16 protein-coding genes are annotated in these 16,712 nt (G+C 68.7%); 12 read left to right on the top strand and 4 right to left on the bottom strand.

Translation table 11 applies throughout. The features are described 5' to 3' along the window. The first annotated feature begins 259 nt into the window (after positions 1-259). The 3 genes from fdxA to pruA all read left to right on the top strand — a co-directional run bounded on the left by fdxA (position 260) and on the right by pruA (position 3,453). A complete protein-coding gene (gene fdxA, locus ABZ824_RS28570; protein ID WP_014987978.1) occupies positions 260-583 on the top strand; it encodes a ferredoxin in 324 nt (107 codons plus the stop codon). After that, positions 580-1,701 (top strand): succinyldiaminopimelate transaminase, encoded by a 1,122-nt coding sequence (gene dapC, locus ABZ824_RS28565; protein WP_356966644.1) that lies wholly within the window; start codon positions 580-582, stop codon positions 1,699-1,701. The genes fdxA and dapC overlap by 4 nt, the downstream gene beginning before the upstream one ends. Positions 1,702-1,818: 117 nt before the next feature. Further along, positions 1,819-3,453: an L-glutamate gamma-semialdehyde dehydrogenase gene (gene pruA / locus ABZ824_RS28560; RefSeq protein WP_356966643.1), complete on the top strand. Its 1,635-nt coding sequence runs from the start codon at positions 1,819-1,821 to the stop codon at positions 3,451-3,453. Here pruA and ABZ824_RS28555 read toward each other — a convergent pair whose 3' ends face one another. Beyond that, positions 3,454-4,317, bottom strand: coding sequence for an oxygenase MpaB family protein (locus ABZ824_RS28555; protein ID WP_356966642.1), 864 nt, complete (start codon positions 4,315-4,317; stop codon positions 3,454-3,456). Positions 4,318-4,485: 168 nt separating this feature from the next. On the opposite strand from ABZ824_RS28555, the gene ABZ824_RS28550 reads away from it, so the two are divergent. Further along, positions 4,486-5,118: a TetR/AcrR family transcriptional regulator gene (locus ABZ824_RS28550; RefSeq protein WP_355080381.1), complete on the top strand. Its 633-nt coding sequence runs from the start codon at positions 4,486-4,488 to the stop codon at positions 5,116-5,118. A 2-nt stretch (positions 5,119-5,120) separates the two neighbouring features. On the opposite strand, the gene ABZ824_RS28545 is transcribed toward ABZ824_RS28550, so the two are convergent. Both ABZ824_RS28545 and ABZ824_RS28540 read right to left on the bottom strand, forming a co-directional pair. Next, entirely contained in the window at positions 5,121-5,840 is a 720-nt protein-coding gene (locus ABZ824_RS28545; protein WP_355080383.1) for a hypothetical protein, read from the bottom strand. A gap of 112 nt (positions 5,841-5,952) precedes the next feature. Continuing rightward, complete coding sequence (locus ABZ824_RS28540) at positions 5,953-6,804, bottom strand: oxygenase MpaB family protein (protein ID WP_356966639.1); 852 nt, start codon at positions 6,802-6,804, stop codon at positions 5,953-5,955. Between the two features lie 137 nt (positions 6,805-6,941). Here ABZ824_RS28540 and ABZ824_RS28535 point away from each other — a divergent pair, with 137 nt between their 5' ends. Continuing rightward, positions 6,942-8,360, top strand: a complete 1,419-nt coding sequence (locus ABZ824_RS28535) for an acyl-CoA synthetase (protein WP_356966637.1) — start codon at positions 6,942-6,944, stop codon at positions 8,358-8,360. Positions 8,361-8,405: 45 nt separating this feature from the next. Further along, positions 8,406-8,792 (top strand): PPOX class F420-dependent oxidoreductase, encoded by a 387-nt coding sequence (locus ABZ824_RS28530; protein ID WP_355080388.1) that lies wholly within the window; start codon positions 8,406-8,408, stop codon positions 8,790-8,792. Between the two features lie 45 nt (positions 8,793-8,837). On the opposite strand, the gene dapD is transcribed toward ABZ824_RS28530, so the two are convergent. Next, positions 8,838-9,785, bottom strand: coding sequence for a 2,3,4,5-tetrahydropyridine-2,6-dicarboxylate N-succinyltransferase (gene dapD / locus ABZ824_RS28525; RefSeq protein ID WP_355080390.1), 948 nt, complete (start codon positions 9,783-9,785; stop codon positions 8,838-8,840). A gap of 347 nt (positions 9,786-10,132) precedes the next feature. Between dapD and dapE the strand changes: the two genes are divergently transcribed. The 6 genes from dapE to ABZ824_RS28495 all read left to right on the top strand — a co-directional run bounded on the left by dapE (position 10,133) and on the right by ABZ824_RS28495 (position 16,708). After that, the gene (gene dapE / locus ABZ824_RS28520) at positions 10,133-11,236 is read left to right on the top strand and encodes a succinyl-diaminopimelate desuccinylase (protein ID WP_356966635.1); all 1,104 of its coding nucleotides are present in this window, start codon (positions 10,133-10,135) and stop codon (positions 11,234-11,236) included. Between the two features lie 276 nt (positions 11,237-11,512). Next, positions 11,513-12,322 carry a TIGR00730 family Rossman fold protein gene (locus ABZ824_RS28515; protein ID WP_356966633.1) on the top strand — a complete coding sequence of 270 codons (810 nt, stop codon included), beginning with the start codon at positions 11,513-11,515 and terminating at the stop codon, positions 12,320-12,322. Further along, a complete protein-coding gene (locus tag ABZ824_RS28510; RefSeq protein ID WP_355080396.1) occupies positions 12,319-12,885 on the top strand; it encodes a TIGR00730 family Rossman fold protein in 567 nt (188 codons plus the stop codon). The genes ABZ824_RS28515 and ABZ824_RS28510 overlap by 4 nt, the downstream gene beginning before the upstream one ends. A 4-nt stretch (positions 12,886-12,889) precedes the next feature. Further along, positions 12,890-14,659, top strand: coding sequence for a long-chain-acyl-CoA synthetase (locus ABZ824_RS28505; protein WP_356966631.1), 1,770 nt, complete (start codon positions 12,890-12,892; stop codon positions 14,657-14,659). Between the two features lie 229 nt (positions 14,660-14,888). Then, the gene (folP, locus tag ABZ824_RS28500; protein ID WP_356966629.1) at positions 14,889-15,773 is read left to right on the top strand and encodes a dihydropteroate synthase; all 885 of its coding nucleotides are present in this window, start codon (positions 14,889-14,891) and stop codon (positions 15,771-15,773) included. Then, positions 15,770-16,708, top strand: a complete 939-nt coding sequence (locus ABZ824_RS28495; RefSeq protein ID WP_356966627.1) for a glucosyl-3-phosphoglycerate synthase — start codon at positions 15,770-15,772, stop codon at positions 16,706-16,708. Before folP ends, ABZ824_RS28495 begins: the two co-directional genes overlap by 4 nt. The last annotated feature ends 4 nt before the right edge of the window (positions 16,709-16,712 follow it).

Here is a 16,712-nt window from a genome sequence, read left to right as displayed (position 1 = left end):
GCGGTGCGATCGGATTTCCGGTCGGCCGCGGGTAGCCGGGACCGGCGCAATACCGGATCCGGCGTGGCACGCTCCGGCGCTACCTCCCACAACGCGGCCCCCAGCGCGTACCTCGGGTGGCGGAGTCGAATCGGGCCTCGCGTCGGCGTGCGCGATCCCCGAAGTTAGGGCAGGCTGACCAGTAGTAACGTGTGGTTGCCGGGATAGGGTTTCGCCGGGCGGACTATCCCGCAGGCGAGGACAGACTAGGAGAGCGGCAGTGCCGTACATCATCGCTGAACCGTGCGTTGACGTGAAGGACAAGGCATGCATCGAGGAATGCCCCGTGGACTGCATCTACGAGGGTGGTCGCATGCTGTACATCCATCCCGACGAATGCGTGGACTGTGGTGCATGTGAGCCGGTGTGCCCGGTGGAGGCGATCTTCTACGAAGACGACACCCCGGACCAGTGGAGCGGATACGTCAACGCCAACGTCGATTTCTTCGACGAGCTGGGCTCGCCCGGCGGCGCGACCAAGGTCGGCAAGGTCGACTACGACCCGCCGTTCATCAAGGAACTGCCCCCGATGGCGAGTGAGTGAGACCTGACGTGTCACCGCGTGGCCGGGTCAGCAGTCTGCTGCCCGATTTCCCCTGGGACACCATCGCTTCGGTGAAGGTGAAGGCGGCCGCCCACCCCGGCGGGATCGTCGACCTGTCCGTCGGCACTCCGGTCGACCCGGTCGACCCGCTGATCCGGACGGCGCTGAACTCCGTCGCTGCGGTCCCCGGTTACCCGACCACGCATGGCACCCCCGAGCTCCGCGCGGCCGCGGTCGACGCGCTCAAGCGGCGCTACGGGATCACCGGACTCGAGCCCGCGGCCGTGCTGCCCGCGATCGGCACCAAAGAGCTGATCGCGGGGCTGCCCCGACTGCTCGGGCTCGGCTCGGGCGACCTGGTCGTCATCCCCGAGGTCGCCTACCCCACCTACGAGGTCGGCGCGCTGCTGGCGGGCGCGCAGGTGCTGCGCGCGGACGGACTGACCCGGCTCGGTCCGCAGACGCCCGCGCTGATCTACGTGAACTCGCCGTCCAACCCGACCGGCCGGATACTCGGCGTCGAACATCTGCGCAAGGTGGTCGCCTTCGCGCGGGAGCGCGGCGCGATCGTCGCCTCCGACGAGTGCTACCTGGGACTGACCTGGGAGGGTCGCGGCGTCTCCTTGCTCGACCCCGAGGTATGCGACGGCGACCACACCAACCTGCTGGCCGTGCATTCGTTGTCCAAGACCTCCAACCTGGCCAGCTATCGCGCCGGATTCGTGACGGGCGACCCGGAGCTGGTCGCGGAACTGCTCGAAGTGCGCAAGCACGCGGGCATGATGGTGCCGTTCCCGATCCAGGCCGCGATGACCGCCGCGCTCAGCGACGACGCGCACGAGGCGCGTCAGCGCGAGCGGTACCGCGCCCGACGCGACGTGTTGCGAAAGGCTCTGGAGGCCGCGGGTTTCCGGATCGATCATTCCGAGGCGGGCCTGTATCTGTGGTCGACGCGTGGTGAGCCGTGCCGGACCACGTTGGAATGGCTGGCCGATCGCGGCATCCTCGCCGCGCCCGGCGACTTCTACGGCCCCGGCGCGAGCGAGCACGTGCGGATCGCGCTGACCGCGACCGACGAGCGGATCGCGGCGGCGGCCGAACGGCTCGCCGCGGGCTGACACCTTTGTCGCCGCTGCGCGCGAGCGCGGCCATCGTTCGAGGCCGCGGTCGCACAACGGGCACAGCGAGGCGTGTCGGCGTCCCCGCCCGCCCTGCTCGGCGAGCTAGCCTGAGGTATGGACGCTGTCACGGTTGTCCCCACGCCCGGCAACGAGCCGGTGCACTCCTACGCGCCCGGAAGCCCCGAACGGGAGTTACTCCTCGGCAAGCTGGCCGAGCTGTCCGCGGAACCCGTCGACGTGCCGCTGGTCATCGGGGGTAAGCATCGACCCGGCCTCGGCGAACGGCACGACATCGTCACACCGCATCGGCATCGGCACGTGCTGGGGACCTACACCGACACCACCCATTCGGAAGCGCACGGAGCCATCGACGCCGCGATGGCCGCCGCCCCGGGGTGGCGGGCGCTGCCGTTCGAGGAGCGCGCCGCGGTGCTGCTGCGCGCCGCGGACCTGCTGGCCGGGCCGTGGCGGGAGACGATCGCCGCGGCCACCATGCTCGGGCAGTCGAAGTCGGCCCAGCAAGCCGAGATCGATGCGCCGTGCGAGCTGGTCGACTTCTGGCGGTTCAACGTCGCGTTCGCGCGGGAGATCTTGGAGCAACAGCCCAGCTCCAGCGCCGGGGTGTGGAACCGGATGGACTATCGGCCGCTGGAAGGGTTCGTCTACGCCATCACACCGTTCAACTTCACCGCCATCGCCGGGAATCTGCCGACCGCGCCCGCGCTGATGGGCAACACGGTGGTGTGGAAGCCGTCGCCGACGCAGACGTTGTCGGCGTTCCACACGATGCGGCTGCTGGAGGCGGCGGGATTGCCGCCCGGCGTGATCAACATGGTCACCGGCGACGGGGTGCAACTGTCGGAAGTGGCCTTGGCCGATCCGCGGCTGGCCGGTATCCATTTCACCGGTTCCACCAAGACGTTCCAGTACCTCTGGCAGCAAGTGGGCGCGAATATCGGTCGGTATCATGGCTATCCGCGCCTGGTGGGGGAGACCGGCGGGAAGGACTTCATCGTCGCGCACTCCTCGGCCGACCCCGGCGCGCTGCGCACCGCCCTGATTCGCGGCGCCTACGAGTATCAAGGTCAGAAGTGCTCGGCGGCCTCACGTGCCTACATCGCGCGGTCGGTCTGGCGCGCGATGGGCGACGAGTTCCTGCACGACGCCGACCGGCTGAGCTACGGCGACGTCGCGGATCTGTCGAATTTCGGTGGAGCGCTGATCGATCGGCGCGCGTACGACAAGAATGCGGCGGCCATCCGGCGCGCCGCGGACGCGGGCGTCACCATCCCGGTCGGCGGAACCTACGACGACAGCGAAGGCTGGTTCGTCCGGCCGACCGTATTCCTGACCGACAATCCGCACGACGAATCGTTCGCCACCGAGTATTTCGGCCCGATCCTTTCGGTGTACGTCTACGACGATGCCGAACCCGGCTCCTACAGTGCGATACTCGCCGAAGTCGAGTCGGCTGCGCCTTACGCGCTGACCGGAGCGGTGTTCGCGCAGGACCGGTACGCGATCGAAGAGGCCGACGCCGCACTGCGTTTCGCGGCGGGCAACTTCTACGTCAACGACAAGCCCACGGGTGCGGTGGTGGGGCAGCAGCCGTTCGGCGGCGCACGCGCCTCCGGCACCGACGACAAGGCGGGCTCGCCGTTGAACCTGCTGCGCTGGGTCGCGCCGCGGACGATCAAGGAGACCTTCGTGCCGCCCGTCGACTTCCGCTACCCGCACATGGAGAGGTGATCAGACCAGCGGCTTTCCCTGCCGCAGGCGCCTGCGCAGGTCGAACAGATAGGCGTTGAGCGGGAACATGCGTGCCGCCGCGGGCAGCCGGCCGTGCACGGCTCCGAGGATCCGCAGCAGCCGGTCCAACCGTCGCTGGTCGCGGTCGGTCCAGGTCATGCCCATCTCGTCGCGCAGGTGCTGCGGAAGCAAGCCGGTGACGATAAAGCGCTGCAATCCGGCGAAGACCACCTGCACCGGTCGCGGCATCATCTTCAGGTCGATCAGACCGTTGAAGTAGTCCCGAAGCTCCGGCTCGATGCCGCGCTGCTTCAGGTTCTCGTCCCAGTACCGCTGGAACTCCGTGCGATTCGCCGGCCACATCTCCGGCCGCATCTGCAGGGTGGTGCCCAGGCGGGCGGCGTAGGTGTAGAAGGCGTCGGCGGTCGCGTCGTCCATCGGGCCGTGCATCCGCGTGTAGAGGTCATCGATGCCCCAGTACAGGCACGCGGCGACCCACAGCTGGAGATTCGGGTCGAAGGCGTTGTACTTGACCGGGCTCGCGGCGGTCGAGCGCACCGACCGGTGCGACACGTTGACGGCCTCCCGGTAGGCGTCGCGTTCGTCATCCGACCCGAGCAGCGCCACGGCGATATAGGTGAGGGTGGTGCGCAGCCGCTTGATCGGGTGCAGTGTGACCTTGCCGCTGTCGACGGTGCTCTCCAGCACGCCGCGGCCGACCGGGCGCAGGCTCAACTGCATGATGACGTTCGCCGCGCCGCCGAGGAACGCGGCGATGCCGTCGACGTACTGCGCGACCGTCTCGGGGGTGAGGGTCTGGCTCGGATCCGGTTCGTGCTCGGCGGTGCGCAGCGGCGCGGTCATCGTCGACCTCGTCTTTCGTGTCCGCCCGATCCCAGAGAATCGGTCGATGAGAAGATAATGTCCTAACTTTCTCATCGACTCGGTGAGCTGTCAATCGCCGCGGGTAGGCGGTGATGGTGTGCAATGCTGAAAGTGTCATCGTGTCGCTGTCGCGGATAGGGTTGAGGTATGGCCAGGCTGACCAGGCTGCTGCCGCTGGTGCGCAGCGCCGCCCCGGAGGATCGCAACCAGGCGCGGGTACTGGACGCGGCGCTGCTGGCGTTCCTCGACTTCGGTATCAAGCGCACCAGCATGGTGGAAGTGGCGCGTCGCGGCGGATTGTCGCTGGCCACGCTCTACCGCCGCTTCGCGAGCAAATCCGATCTGATCCGGGCCGTCGGACTGCGGCAGACGCGCGACTTCATCGAGGAGGTCGACGCCGCGCTCCAGCGTCAGGTCGATCGCGACGCGAGCGCCGAGGACCAGATCGTCGAACTGTTCGCCGCGTTCATCAACGGCCTGCGAGGAAACCAGCTGATCCACCGGCTGCTGGCCACCGAGCCCGAACTCGTGCTGCCGTACCTCACCACCCAGGGCGCGCCGGTCATCGAACTCGGCCGGGATTACCTGGCCGAGTTCATCACGCGGTTGCAGCGGGAAGGCAAGTTGCCGGAATACGATCCGGAGCCGCTGGCCGAGATGATCGCTCGCACCGCGCTGTCACTGGCGCTGACCCCGCAGACCGTGATCCCGCTCGGCGACGACGCATCGATCCGGCAGTTCGCCCGCGATCACGTCGTGGTGTCCTTCCGGGTGCGCTGACTTCAGCGGTGCTGCGGAAGGCCGAAGAGCATCGCCCCGAGCGCGGCCATGACATCCGCGGTCTGCTCGGCCGCGGTGCCATGGGTGTGCGCGGTCACCGCGAAACCGGGGCCGTAGGACGTCGAGGCGACCTCCGGCTCGCCGAAATCCGACCAGCCCCATTTGCTGCCCTGGACGAAGGGCCATCGTGCCGTGCCCCAGTTCTGCTCGGTGCCGTCTCGGGCCGTCGATCCCGCTGCGGCCATCCATCCGAAGATCGGTGATCCGGGATCGGTGCGCAATTTGGTGGCGAGGAAGTCGGACACGTTCGCCGTGCTGGTCGCCCCCGCGCCCCAACTGGGTCCTGGCACCGTCTGGGCGAGGCCGTATTCGGCGGCGATGGCCGCGATGGCCTGTGGATACTTGGCCTCCATCACGGTCGCGGCTCCATCATCTGAGTAGCGGATCATTTGCTCGCCCAGCATGCGATCCTCGGCCGAGCCGTCGCCGTGGCGCAGGGCGTAGTCGGCAAGGAAGAGCTTGGACAGCGACAGACTCGAGCGTGACTCGTGTTCGTTCGGTGTTCCCCAGCCGATGCCGACCGAGGTGCGTACGGAGATCGCCGTGCGCGGCGGCACCGCGGCCACTTCGGTTTCTGCGGATTCCTCGGCAAGGGCGACCGGCGCGGCCAGCGCCAGGAACCCGCAGGCGATCAGCGCGGTCAACGTCGTTCGGTAGCCCATCGTCTCCTCCTGGCTGGTGGCGTCACGTCGCGTCGGACGGCGCTGTGCAGGCACGATCAGCAATACGAGATTGCGATTGCCCACCAGTAACTGGAATGAAACGAGGATTGGCTCAGACGAGACGAAGGCCGAGTCGACGCCGGATGCGCATATCCAGGAGATAGGCGTTCAGCGGGAATGCGCGGATCGTTCGCGGTAGCCGGGACTCGGCGGCCCCGACGGCGCGCAGAAGGTGGCCGAGTACGCGTTCGTCGCGGTCGGTCCAGGTCATTCCCATCTCGTCGCGCAGGTGCCGGGGCAGCAATCCGGTCACGAAGAAGCGGTGCAGGCGCCCGAAAGCCAGCTGCGCGGGTCGCGGCAGCATGCGTAGGTCGATGAGGTCGTCGAAGTAGGCACGGACCGTCGGATCGATACTGGTCGCCGCGAGATTCGCGCTCCAGTACTCGGCGAAGGCGCGGCGGTCGGGAGGCCACATCGCTGCGGGCATCTGGAGGGTGGTGCCGAGCCTGGCGCCGAGACGGTAGAACGCGTCGGCCGTCGCTTCGTCCATCGGGCCGTGCATGCGCTCGTACAGATCCCGCGCTCCCCAATGCAGGCAGGCCGCGACCCAGAGTTGCAATGTGGGATCGAAGGCGTTGTAGTGCACCGGGCTCGAGTCGGTGGAGTGGACCGGACGATGCGAGACGTTGATCGCTTCTCGGTAGGCGGCGCGTTCCTCGTCGGTGCCGAGCATCGCTACGGAAAGGTAGGTCAACGTGGTGCGCAGCCGTTTGACCGGATGCAACATGACATTTCCGCTGTCGACGGTGCTCTCCAGCACGCCGTAACCGACCGGCGGAGCGCTCAGCTGCATGATGACGTTCGCGACGCCGCCGAACAGGCCGGCCACGCCGTCGAGGTATTGCCCGATGTCGAAGGAGTCCGGCGATTCGGGACGATGCGTCGCGGAAAGTGGCCTCGTCATCGTCGACCTCGCAGTGCTGAGAAAGCTATGCACCAACGTTCTCACCACGTCAACGGGAGTGTCAACCGTCACATTCGACGCCGGTCGGCGCGGGATGCCGCGACACCGCCGCTGATCCGGCGAAGTAGCGTGAGCGAATGCCGTTCGGTCCGCCGCTGCTGCTCAGCTCCCTGAACCCGCTCGCCGTCGCAGGCGGAGCGGACATCCCCGACGCCGTCACCATCGACGGCGCAACCCTCTCCCGCAGCGATCTGCTGGGCGCCGCCACTTCGGTGGCCGAACGCGTCGCGCGCGCGGAACGAGTGGCGGTGTTCGCCGAGCCGACCGTGGAAACCGTGCTCGCGGTGGTTGGCTGCCTGATCGCGGGCGTCACGGTGGTTCCGGTGCCCCCGGACTCCGGAACCGCGGAACGGGCGCACATCCTCGCCGATTCGAGCGCTCAGGCGTGGCTGGGGAAAGCGCCGGAGGACGCCGACCTACCCGTGGTGCCGGTGCGGCGGCACGCCAGGTCCTGGCACACCTACCCCGAACCCGACCCGGCCACCACAGCTTTCGTGCTGTACACCTCGGGAACCACCGGCCTGCCCAAAGGCGTGCTACTCAGTCGCGGCGCGATCGCCGCGGGTCTCGACGCCCTGGCCGAGGCATGGGCTTGGACCGCGAGTGACACGCTGGTGCACGGGCTTCCGCTGTTCCATGTGCACGGGCTGATCCTCGGCCTGCTCGGTCCGCTGCGGGTGGGCAGTCCGCTGATCCACACCGGTAAGCCGACGCCACAGGCGTACGCGGCGGCCAAGGGTTCGCTGTACTTCGGCGTGCCCACCGTGTGGTCGCGTGTGGTCGACGACCCCGACGCGGCGAAGCAATTGGCCGACGCGCGGCTGCTGGTTTCCGGTAGCGCGCCGCTGCCGGTGCCGGTCTTCGAGCGATTGCGCGAGTTGACCGGGCACGCGCCGGTCGAGCGCTACGGCATGAGCGAAACCATGATCACGCTGTCCACCCGGGCCGATGGTGAGCGCAGGCCGGGCTGGGTCGGATTGCCGGTGCGTGGTGTGCGCACCCGGATCCGGGACGAGTCCGGTGCTCCGGTGCCGCACGACGGCGAGAGCATCGGGGGCTTGGAAGTGTCCGGACCGATGCTCTTCGACGGTTACCTGAATCGCCCGGAGGCGACCGCGCGGACCTGGACCGAGGACGGGTGGTTCCGGACCGGCGACGTCGCCGCCATCGACCCGGAAGGCTTTCATCGCATCGTCGGCCGGGAATCGGTGGATCTGATCAAGTCCGGTGGTTACCGGGTCGGCGCGGGCGAGGTCGAGACGGTGCTGCTCGGTCACCCCGCGGTCGCGGAAGCCGCGGTGGTCGGCTTGCCCGACGACGATCTCGGCCAGCGCATCACCGCCTTCGTCGTGCTGCGCGTCGCCGCGACCGAGCGTGAGTTGATCGACCATGTGGCCGAAGAACTTTCGGTGCACAAACGCCCGCGCGAGATCCGCGTGGTCGACGCGCTGCCGCGCAACGCCATGGGCAAGGTGCAGAAGAAGAAGCTGGGCTGACCGCGGGGTTGACCTCGAGTTAGGTAGAGGTTCTACGGTCGGCGCATGACTGCGACTCTGACCACCGAACACATCGACTACCTGCACACCCAGCGGCTGGGCCGGCTGGCCACCGTCCGGCCCGACGGCACCCCGCAGAACAACCCCGTCGGCTTCCGCTACAACGCCGACCTGGGCACCATCGACATCGCGGGCTGGAACATGGGCGACTCGTGGAAATTCCGCAACCTCGCCACCAACGATCACGTCGCCTTCGTCGTCGACGACGTCGCGTCGGTCCAACCGTGGCGCGTCCGCTGCCTCGAGATCCGCGGCACCGCCGAAGCACTCACCGACGTCGACCCGTACATCCCCGGCGTCTCCCGCGAAATGATCCGCATCCATCCCCACCGAGTCATCGCCTTCGGGCTCTCGGAAGCGCCTTCGGCCTGATCCGAACTCCGCGAGTGGCACAACCATGTGCCACTCGCGGAACGCTCAGTCGTTGGCGTGGAGGTCGGCGTTGAGTTCGATGCCGGTGCCCTTGCGGGGGACTACTTCGACGGCGCCGGTGGTGGAGTTGCGGCGGAAGAGGAGGTTGTCGCGGCCTGCGAGTTCGGCGGCCTTGACCAGGGTGCCGTCGGGTGTGGTGACCTTCGTGCCCGCGGTGAGGTAGAGGCCGGCCTCCAGGACGCAGTCGTTGCCGAGGGGGATGCCGAGGCCGGAGTTCGCGCCGAGCAGGGACCGTTCGCCGATGGAGATGACCGTGGTGCCGCCGCCGGAAAGGGTGCCCATGGTGGACGCGCCGCCGCCGATGTCGGAGCCGTCGCCGACCACGACGCCCGCGGAGACGCGGCCCTCGATCATGGACGCGCCGAGGGTGCCCGCGTTGAAGTTCACGAAGCCCTCGTGCATGACGGTGGTGCCGGAGGCCAGGTGCGCGCCGAGGCGGACCCGGTCGGCGTCGCCGATGCGGACGCCGGAGGGCAGCACGTAGTCGACCATGCGCGGGAACTTGTCCACGCTGTACACCGTGACGGGGCCGCGGGCGCGCAGCTTGGCGCGGGTGGCCTCGAAGCCATCCACCGCGGCGGGGCCGTGGTTGGTCCACACCACGTTGGTGAGCAGGCCGAACTGGCCGTCCAGGCTCACCTCGTGCGGCTTGACCAGGCGGTGCGAGAGCAGGTGCAGGCGCAGGTAGACGTCGTGCGCGTCCACCGGGGCGGCGGACAGGTCGGCGATCGTGGTGTGCACCGCGATCACGTCGACCCCGCGGGCGTCGTCGAAGCCGAGCAGAGCCGCGTACTCCGCGGGCGCCTCGTCCAGCCGCTTGCTGCCGGTCTCGGCGAACTCGCCCAGCTGCGGGTTCGGGTACCACGTGTCCAGCACGGTCCCGTCCGCGGTCACGTTGGCGATACCGATTGCTGCTGCTCCCTGGATACTCACGGCCTAGAGGTTACCGACCCGCGACCGGCAATGGTGCGGCTGCTCCGGAGACCGCGATCACCAGGCTCGATACGGCTCCAGCTCCAGGACCGGTCGGCCGAGTGCCCTGGTCAGCAGTCGCGCCGACGCTCGATCGCCCGATCAACGAGACCACTGCGCCGACCGGAGATACGCGCAACGGTGGCCGCACTGTCGCACGCCGAACAGTGTCTGGGCCGGGAATGACCGCACCATCGCCTGGACGACTCCGGCGAGATGCCGGCGCACGATGGCGGTCCCGGACGATGCGGCGGCACACCGACCGGTACCGGCGGGCCTCGCGGGTGACCGGTCGTAGGGTGAAGCGCGTGACCATCGACCTGCATGCGGACCCGATCACACTGACCGCCGCCCTCGTCGACATCCCGAGCGTCTCGCGCGACGAGGCCGCCATCACCGACGCGGTGGAGCGGGCGCTGCTGGAGCAGACGACGGGCTTCGAGATCCTCCGGCACGGGAACGTGGTGCTGGCACGCACCCACCGCGGGTTGCCGACCCGGGTGATCCTGGCCGGGCACTTGGACACCGTGCCGATCGCCGACAACGTGCCCGGCCGGTTCGCGGTGGGCCCGACGGGCGAACAGGTCTTCTACGGCTGCGGCTCGGTGGACATGAAATCCGGCGACGCGGTCTTCCTCCATCTGGCCGCCACCGTCGCCGATCCGGTGCACGACCTGACCCTGATCTTCTACGACGGCGAGGAGATCGCCGCCGAGTTCAACGGCCTCGGGCACATCGAACGCGACCTGCCCGACTGGCTCAGCGGCGACCTCGCGGTGCTCGGCGAACCGTCCGGCGGCTGGATCGAGGCCGGTTGCCAGGGCACGCTGCGCGTGCGGCTGAGCGCCTCGGGCGTGCGCGCGCACTCGGCGCGAGCATGGCTGGGCGACAACGCGATTCACCGCTTGGCCCCGGTCTTGCAGCGGCTCGCCGACTACCGCGCCCGGGAAGTGGACATCGACGGCTGCGTCTATCGCGAGGGACTGTCCGCGGTCCGGGTCACCGGCGGCGTGGCGGGCAACGTGGTGCCGGACGCCGCCGAACTGGACGTCAACTTCCGTTTCGCGCCCGACCGCACCGTCGACCAAGCCGTCGAGCACGTGCGCGAGGTCTTCGCCGGGCTGGAGTTGTCCTTCGAAGTGACCGACTCGGCGCCGGGCGCGCTGCCGGGGCTGACCGCTCCGGCGGCCAAGGACCTGATCGCGTCGGTACAGCGCCACGGCGGCGGCGGTGTGCGCGCGAAGTACGGCTGGACCGACGTCTCGCGTTTCGCGGCTCGCGGCATCCCCGCCGTCAACTTCGGCCCCGGCGATCCCAATCTCGCGCACAAACGCGACGAGCACGTGCCGGTCGACCAGATCACCGCCGTCACCGCCATGCTGCGCAGCTACCTGAGCGGCACTTCCGACTGAACGGCTGCGGCTGCGCGCCCGGCGACTCCGCCTGGATGCTTTCGGGCGCGCTGGAGGTCCGGTTTCTGTCAACTCGGCCACGCGGTCGAACTCCGCCGATGGCTGCGATCGCGAGTGCCCGACTCCGTCTCCCCGCCCGGGCGATTCGCGCGGTGGCGTGCGCCTCGTCCGCCCGGATTGCTACCGCGTCTCGCCCCGCCTGCGTCCGGCTGAACATCGGACGACTTCTCCCGTCCAGCCCGTGAGACCGTCTTGCCGGGCGGTAGCGTGGAACGCATGTCCACCGACGCCGCGGACCGTGAGGTCGCCAACCAGCCGAAGTCGACACCGAAGTTCCGCGGGCCGATCATGTTCCGCCGCGACCGTGCCGACGGCGTCAGCACCGCCGACCGGAATCTGCTGGACAAGCGCGGCGACACGGACTGGGTGCACACCGATCCATGGCGCGTGCTGCGCATCCAGGCCGAGTTCGTCGAGGGCTTCGGCGCTCTCGCCGAGGTGCCCCGAGCGGTGACGGTCTTCGGTTCGGCGCGCACCTCCGCCGACCACCCGGAGTACCAGGCCGGACTCGCCATCGGCGCCGCGCTGGCGCGGGCGGGTTTCGCGGTGATCACCGGCGGCGGTCCCGGCGCGATGGAGGCGGCCAACCGAGGAGCATGCGAGGCGGGCGGCTACTCCATCGGTCTCGGCATCGAGCTGCCGTTCGAGCAGAGCCTCAACGACTGGGTCGACCTGGGCATCAATTTCCGGTACTTCTTCGTCCGCAAGACGATGTTCGTGAAGTACTCGCAGGCGTTCATCTGCCTGCCCGGCGGCTTCGGCACGCTCGACGAGTTGTTCGAGGCGCTGACGCTCGTGCAGACCCACAAGATCACCCGGTTCCCGATCATCCTGTTCGGCACCAGGTATTGGTCCGGGCTGGTCGATTGGTTGCGCGATTCGCTGGGCGGGTCCGGCAAGATCTCTCCGGGCGACCTCGGACTGCTGCACGTGACCGACAGCGTCGAGGAGGTCGTGAACATCATTCAGGCGGCCGCGATAGCGGGCGGCGCCGAGGACGCGATCGGGACGGAGGATCAGTGGTGAGCGAGCGGCCTTTCGCCGTCTGTGTCTACTGTTCGGCGAGCACGACCGACCAGGACTATCTTTCGCTGGCCGCCCGGGTGGGCACCGAGATCGCCCGGCGCGGTTGGCAACTGGTGTCCGGCGGCGGTCACGTCTCGATGATGGGCGCGATCGCCACCGCGGCGCGCGCCGGCGGCGCGAACACCATCGGTGTGATCCCCAAGCACCTGGTGCACCGGGAGGTCGCCGACGTCGACGCCGACGAACTGGTCGTCACCGACACCATGCGCCAGCGCAAGCAGGTGATGGAGGACCGCGCCGACGCCTTCCTCACCCTGCCCGGCGGCATCGGCACACTCGAGGAGTTCTTCGAAACCTGGACCGGCGGATATCTGGGTCAGCACGAGAAACCCGTTGTTGTGCTGGATCCCAATGGATTCTTCCGCGGGTTGTTCTCCTGGCTGGACGAGTTGTACGAGCGGAAGTTCGTGCCCCAGACAGCGTTGTCCCGGATTACCGTGGTGACCGATCTCCCGTCCGCTTTCGCGGCGTTGGAGGCGCGCCTACCCCGTGAGGAGAGCTGAAGACTTGAGCACCGATGCCCGCTCGACGGTGAGTTTGGTCGACCTCGCCCGGCATCTCCCCGCGATGGCCCTGGACGCGCCCGGCATGCTCCGCAACGCGTTGAACATGCTCGTGACGCCGGATTCCAAGTCGTCGGTCGGGCTGTATTTCCAGCGCAACGCCCACCGGCATCCGGACCGCTTGTTCCTGCGGTTCGAGGGCGCGAGCTATACCTACGGCGAGGCCAACGCGGAGGTGAACCGGTACGCGAGCGTGCTCGCCGCGCGCGGGGTGCGGCGCGGCGACGTGGTGGGCGTGCTGATGACCAACCGGCCGGAAACCCTGTTCGTCGTGTTGGCGACGGTCAAGCTCGGGGCCACCGTCGGATTGCTCAACCATCATCAGCGCGACCAGGTGCTGGCGCACAGCCTCGGCCTGCTCGACAGCGTGCTGAACGTGGTAGGCGCGGAGTGCGCCGAGGCGATCGACTCGCTGCCCGAACCGCCCGCCAACGTGCTCGCGGCCGACGAACTCCGCGACGCGGCCCGCGACGCCGACGACGGCGACCCGCCGAGCTGTGCGGAGGTCACCGCGCGCGAGCGGGCGTTCCTCATCTTCACCTCCGGCACCACCGGACTGCCGAAGGCCAGCGTGATGACCCACCTGCGCTGGACCAAGAGCATGGGCGGACTCGGTGGCCTTGGAATCCGCTTGCGCGGCAACGACACCCTGTACTGCTGCCTGCCGCTGTACCACAACAACGCGCTCACGGTCGCGTTGTCCGCGGTCCTGGCCGCGGGCGGCACGTTCGCCCTCGGCCGGAGTTTCTCCGCGTCCCGGTTCTGGAACGAGGTCATTCGCGAACAGGCCACGGCGTTCATCTACATCGGCGAACTGTGCCGCTACCTGATCAACCAGCCGGCCGAGCCGACCGACCGGCAGCACCTGATCCGGCTCGCCGTCGGCAACGGATTGCGTCCGGAATTGTGGGACGAGTTCAAGTCCCGGTTCGGCATCGAGCGCATCGTGGAGTTCTACGGTGCGAGCGAGGCGAACATCGCCTTCGTCAACGCATTCGGCGTGGACCGGACGGCGGGTTTCGGTCCGCTGCCGTATGCCGTCGTGGAGTACGACGAGGAGACCGGAAAGGCGAAGCGCGACAAGAGCGGCCGCCTGCGCCGGGTCGGCACCGGTGGCGTCGGCCTGCTGTTGGCCAAGGTCACCGACCGCTCCCCGTTCGACGGTTACACCGACAAGGCCGCCTCCGAGGCCAAGCTGGTGCGCGACGGCTTCGAATCCGGGGACGTCTGGTTCGACACCGGCGACCTGGTGCGCGACCAGGGCTGGCACCACATCGCGTTCGTGGACCGGCTCGGCGACACGTTCCGCTGGAAGGGGGAGAACGTGGCGACCACCGAAGTGGAGGGCGCGCTGAGCAAGGCGGAGTCGATCGAGCAGGCGGTGGTCTACGGCGTGGACATCCCCGGAACCGACGGCAAGGCGGGCATGGCCGCGGTGACGCTGCATCCGGGCGCGGAATTCGACGGTGCGGCGGTGGCGAAGCTGGCCTACGACCAATTGCCGGGTTACGCCGTGCCGCTGTTCATTCGCATCGTGCACGAGCTGGAACAGACTTCGACGTTCAAGAGCCGCAAGGTGGACCTGCGCAAGCAGGGCTACGCCGACGATCCCGACAGCACGCTGTACGTGCTCGCGGGCCGCGCCGAGGGATACATCCCCGCCTACGCCGATTACGCCGCCGACGTAGCCGCGGGCCGCGCCCCGAAGAACTGACGGCCATCTGCGGAAAAGAGCTGGTGGCGGTGGTTCCCCCACCTCCGCCAGAGGACTGCTGGCTGATCTTGTGGCACTCGACTGGTACGGTCTGAGAATTAGGAGACCACTGGTTTCGTGAGCACACGGGTCACTCGTGGGGTACGCCCAAGCCCCGGCGGCACGACGTGTCCGCGATCCCTGTCTCCTGATCTGTACGGCCTGATTCGCGGAGAGGCGGGAGAGCGACATGTTCAGCTCGACCGCGGCCCCGCTTCCCACGCTGTGCGGGCGGCCGGTGGCGACGGATCGGGCGCTCGTGATGGCGATCGTGAACCGCACCCCGGACTCGTTCTACGACCGCGGCGCCACGTTCACCGATGCGGCGGCCATGGATGCCGTGGCGCGCGCGGTGGACGAGGGCGCCGATCTCGTCGACATCGGCGGGGTGAAAGCCGGGCCGGGTGATTCGGTGGACGCGGCCGAGGAGACGCGCCGGGTGGTGCCGTTCGTCGCGGCCATTCGCGCGAAGTACCCGGAGCTACTGATCAGCGTCGACACCTGGCGCGCCGATGTTGCGTTGGCGGCGGTGGGCGAGGGGGCGGATCTGATCAACGACACCTGGGCCGGCGCCGACCCCGATCTCGTTCCGGTGGCCGCCGCGCACGGTGCGGGTGTGGTGTGCAGCCATACCGGTGGCGCGGTGCCGCGCACCAGGCCGCACCGCGTCCGCTACACCGACGTGGTGGAGGAGGTCACCGGAACCGTGGTGCGGGCCGCCGAGGAAGCGCTCGCCGCGGGAGTGCGCCGGGATTCGATCCTGATCGATCCGACGCATGATTTCGGCAAAAACACTTATCACGGTCTCGAACTGTTGCGCCGAGTCGACGTTCTTGTAAAAACCGGATGGCCAGTCTTGATGGCGCTGAGCAACAAGGATTTCATCGGGGAGACTCTAGGTGTCGGTCTTTCCGAACGGCTGGAGGGCACTTTGGCGGCGACAGCGTGGTCGGCGGCGGCAGGCGCCAGAGTCTTTCGTGTCCACGAAGTCGCAGCGACCCGGCGGGTCGTGGACATGATCGCCGCTATCCAGGGCATCCGGCCCCCCGCACGAACCTTGCGAGGTCTGGCATGACATTTCAACACCGTGAGCCCGCCTGGGCGACGACCAATACCTGGGACACCCCGAACTGGCGCGTGGACGAACTCGTCTCCGCGAAAGCCGGCCGCACCGTGTCGGTGGTGCTGCCCGCGCTGAACGAAGAACGGACCGTGGCCGACGTGGTGGCCAGCATCCGGCCGCTGCTCGGCACGCTGGTAGACGAGCTGATCGTGCTGGACTCCGGCTCGACCGACGCCACCGCGGAGCGGGCCCGCGCCGCGGGCGCCGAGGTGATCAGCCGCGAGCAGGCGGTTCCGGAGCTGGAGCCGGTTGCGGGCAAGGGCGAGGTGCTGTGGCGCTCGCTGGCGGTGACCAGCGGCGATCTGATCGCCTTCGTCGACTCCGACCTCATCGACCCGGATCCCGCCTTCGTGCCGAAGCTGCTCGGTCCGCTGCTCACGGTGGACGACATGCACCTGGCCAAAGCGTATTACCGCAGGCCGTTGCGGCAAGGCGGCGCGGTGGACGCGCATGGCGGCGGCCGCGTCACCGAACTGGTCGCCCGGCCCCTGCTGGCCGCGCTGCGACCGGAGCTGTCGCAGGTGTTGCAGCCGCTCGGCGGCGAGTACGCGGGCACCCGCGAACTGCTCATCTCGGTGCCGTTCGCCCCGGGCTACGGGGTGGAGATCGGGCTGTTGCTCGACACCTACGACCGGCTCGGCATGTCCGCGATCGGCCAGGTCAACCTGGGTGTGCGCACGCATCGCAACCGTCCGCTGGCCGACCTGGGGGTGATGAGCCGCCAGATCCTCGGCACCGTGCTCGGTCGCAGCGGTATCCAGGACTCCGGCGCCGCGCTGACCCAGTTCCCGCTGATCGGCGACGAGTTCACCGCACACCGCACCGAGGTCTCCCTGCTGGACCGCCCGCCGATGAACACCCTCCGGCCGGCCTGCGCCGCGGCCTGATCCG

It is taken from the genome of Nocardia sp. NPDC047038, assembly GCF_040644075.1.
GTDB classification, from domain to species: Bacteria; Actinomycetota; Actinomycetes; order Mycobacteriales; family Mycobacteriaceae; genus Nocardia; species Nocardia sichangensis.
This window is presented reverse-complemented; position numbering and strand designations above follow the sequence as displayed.

Excerpts from the sequence above, each read along its gene's own strand:
- pruA (WP_356966643.1), top strand. The coding sequence starts at position 1,819 with ATGGACGCTGTCACGGTTGTCCCCACGCCCGGCAACGAGCCGGTGCAC.
- ABZ824_RS28555 (WP_356966642.1), bottom strand. The coding sequence starts at position 4,317 with ATGACCGCGCCGCTGCGCACCGCCGAGCACGAACCGGATCCGAGCCAG.
- ABZ824_RS28550 (WP_355080381.1), top strand. The coding sequence starts at position 4,486 with ATGGCCAGGCTGACCAGGCTGCTGCCGCTGGTGCGCAGCGCCGCCCCG.
- ABZ824_RS28545 (WP_355080383.1), bottom strand. The coding sequence starts at position 5,840 with ATGGGCTACCGAACGACGTTGACCGCGCTGATCGCCTGCGGGTTCCTG.
- ABZ824_RS28540 (WP_356966639.1), bottom strand. The coding sequence starts at position 6,804 with ATGACGAGGCCACTTTCCGCGACGCATCGTCCCGAATCGCCGGACTCC.
- ABZ824_RS28535 (WP_356966637.1), top strand. The coding sequence starts at position 6,942 with ATGCCGTTCGGTCCGCCGCTGCTGCTCAGCTCCCTGAACCCGCTCGCC.
- ABZ824_RS28530 (WP_355080388.1), top strand. The coding sequence starts at position 8,406 with ATGACTGCGACTCTGACCACCGAACACATCGACTACCTGCACACCCAG.
- ABZ824_RS28515 (WP_356966633.1), top strand. The coding sequence starts at position 11,513 with ATGTCCACCGACGCCGCGGACCGTGAGGTCGCCAACCAGCCGAAGTCG.
- folP (WP_356966629.1), top strand. The coding sequence starts at position 14,889 with ATGTTCAGCTCGACCGCGGCCCCGCTTCCCACGCTGTGCGGGCGGCCG.
- ABZ824_RS28495 (WP_356966627.1), top strand. The coding sequence starts at position 15,770 with ATGACATTTCAACACCGTGAGCCCGCCTGGGCGACGACCAATACCTGG.